This is a genomic window from Actinophytocola sp., assembly GCF_036002505.1.
Lineage (GTDB): Bacteria > Actinomycetota > Actinomycetes > Mycobacteriales > Pseudonocardiaceae > DASYTH01.
The window spans coordinates 1-2657 of sequence record NZ_DASYTH010000007.1; the positions used below are offsets into that span (position 1 = coordinate 1).

Annotated in this window: 2 protein-coding genes and 1 pseudogene; all 3 read right to left on the reverse strand. The window is 70.9% G+C overall.

What is annotated here, in order from left to right; genetic code table 11:
- Positions 1-18 precede the first annotated feature (18 nt).
- Positions 19-831 carry an IS21-like element helper ATPase IstB gene (gene istB / locus VGR06_RS00110; RefSeq protein WP_327556821.1) on the reverse strand — a complete coding sequence of 271 codons (813 nt, stop codon included), beginning with the start codon at positions 829-831 and terminating at the stop codon, positions 19-21.
- Positions 828-2393, reverse strand: coding sequence for an IS21 family transposase (gene istA, locus VGR06_RS00115; protein WP_327556822.1), 1566 nt, complete (start codon positions 2391-2393; stop codon positions 828-830). Before istA ends, istB begins: the two co-directional genes overlap by 4 nt.
- Positions 2394-2516: 123 nt before the next feature.
- Positions 2517-2657: pseudogene (locus VGR06_RS00120) on the reverse strand (transposase family protein); the annotation flags it as partial.

Below are 2657 nucleotides of genomic sequence, written 5' to 3' on the forward strand. Positions count from 1 at the left end.
TGGGAGCCGGGGGCTTGGTCATGGCTGCGTCTCCTGGGCGTGCTGCCGGCCGGTCTTGGCGGCGCGGCTGGTGCCGAGTCGGTAGGAGCTGGTCCCGGTCTGGATGATGTGTGCGTTGAAGGTCAGCCGGTCCACGACCGCGGCGGCCAGGCGGGGGTCGGTGAAGGTGGCGCCCCATTCGGAGAACGGCGCGTTGGAGGCGCAGGCGATCGAGGCGCGTTCCTCGCGGGCGGTGATGATCTGGAACAGCAGTTCCGCGCCGCGCGGGTCGAGCCTGACGTAGCCGACCTCGTCCAGGCAGAGCAGGTCCAGGCGGGCGTAGCGGCCCACCACTCGGGAGAGCTGCTTGTCGTCGGCGGCCTCGACCAGCTCGTTGACCAAGGCCGCGGTGGTTACGTAGCGGACCCGGCGTCCTTGTTCGGCGGCCGCGGTGCCGAGCGCGATCAGCAGGTGGGTCTTGCCGGTGCCGGAGTCGCCGAGCAGCACCAGTGGTTCGCCCTTGTCGATCCAGCCACCGGAGGCGAGGTGGGCCAGGGTTCCGGTCGGCAGGTCGGGTAGCGCGCTGGGGTCGAACTCGGCGAGTCGTTTGGTACGCGGGAACCTGGCCTCGTTGACCCGGCGGATCCGGCGGCGGGCGTCGCGTTCGTCGCATTCGGCGGTGAGCACCTCGGCCAGGAACGCCTTGTGGGTAAGGCGTTGCTTGGCCGAGGCGTCGGCGATGGGGGCGGCCTGGTCGCGGACGGTGGGCAGCGCCAGGACCCGGCAGGCGGCGTGGATGGCGGCCTCGGCGGCGGGATCGCTCAGCGCGGTCACCGCGGTGGTGGTGGTCATGCGGTGGCCTCCTGGAGGGTGGGGGTGAGCAGTTGGTCGTAGCCGGCGAGTGAGGGCGCGGGCCGGTCGATGGTTGCCGCGGGCGACGCGCTGGCCGGCACCGACACCGGGATCGGCGCATCGCCGGTCAGCATCGCCCGGCGGGCCTCGACCGCGACCAGGTCAGGGTCGAGGTTGCCCAGGGTGAGCGCGCCGTGGATGCCGGCGGCGACCGCGTCACCGGGAAGGGTGCGGTGCAGCAGCAGCACGCCGACCAGGGCCCGGGTGCCGGGACCGTCGCCCAGTTGCCTGCGGGCGGCGTCCCAGAACCGTTGATGCGCGGCGGTGAACGCCCCAGTTGCCCTGGCGGTGGCGAGCGCGGTGGACCCGGCCAGCGCGCCGGGTTTGCGGGTCAGCACCTCCAGGTAGTGGTCCAACACGAGGTCCTCGGTGCCCTTGTGCAGTGACCGGGTGTGTTCGGCGATCACCTTGCCGGCGTCCAGGACGCGGACCGTGGTGGCGCCCAGGCGTGCCTCGAGACGGCGTCCGGCGAACCGGGCCGGCACCGAGTAGTACGACTGGCGCACACAGACCCGGGCCTTGGCATCGACCCGGCACGAGAGCGAGGCCGAGACGTCGAACGGCTCTGCCGGGAGCGGGCGCAGCAGCGGCAGCTCCCGGGCCGCGGCCGCACCCACGGTCTCCGCGCGGGCCCCGATCCGGCGGGCGTCGTCACGGGCGTCGGCGGCTGCGAGGGCCTCGTTGAGCGCCGCCAGCGAGCCCACGTGCGGGACCGGGGTCAGGTGCCGGCGGCGGAACCGGCCGATCTCGCCCTCCACCCCGCCCTTCTCGTGAGCCCCGTCCACACCGGGCATGCAGTAGAACGAGTCGTAGCCGTAGTGCGAGCGCAGCGCGATGAACCGGGGATGCTCGAACCGTTCGCGGCCCAGCGCGACCCGGATCACCGCGGGCTTGAGGTTGTCGTAGCGGACCATCCCGATCGGGACCCCGCCCAGCGCCTCGAACGCGCGGACGTGGCCGTCCAGGAACGACTCCTGAGCCTGGTTGGCGTAGGCGACGTGGACCGCCTTGCCTGAGTGCGACAGGCGCAGGCAGAACATGAACAGCTTCATCACCACCCCGGCGATGACCGCTTGGAACTCGCCGAAGTCGACCTCGGCCTCCTCCGCCGGTGGGTGGGTCTGCGGCACCATCACCTGCGTCCGGTCCGCGCCGATCTCGACCTTGAGCCGGGCGACCAGGTTCCGGACGCTGGACTCGGCCACGCTCGCTCCTTCTTCCTCCATAAGTCGCTGCCAGATCTGGCGAGCGGTGTGCCGCTGCTTCCTCGGCGCCTTCTGGTCCTCGATCAACCAGCGCCGGACCGTCGCCTCGTACGGACCCAGTACCGGCGCCGTCCGCTCCGGCGGCTTCCGGGTCGGCGGGACCGCGTCCTCCAGCGCCTGACGCACCGTTCGCCGGTGCACCTTGTGCTTGTCCGCGAGCGCCCGGATCGACAGGCCTTCGTCTCGATGGTCACGTCGGATACGTTCGAACTGCTCCACTCTCGATCTCTCCTTCAACGCCTACACCTCTCGTGATCGCCTTGGCAGACGACACGAAGGTAGGGCTTTGGTAGGTCGAGGGTGGGGCCAAATCAAGCCAGCACTAGGCCTCCAAGTGGGGCCACTTCAGACTGGCACACTCAGGGTGATGCGTTCAAGGGCCTTCCAGGTGCGTTTGAGCAGTGCGTTGCCGCGTTCGGCGGGCGCGCGAAGCGCGCTGATCAGGGTGTTGCGGGCCTGGTTGTCGACGTCAAGGTTGCGGCCCTTGACCGGCACCATGAT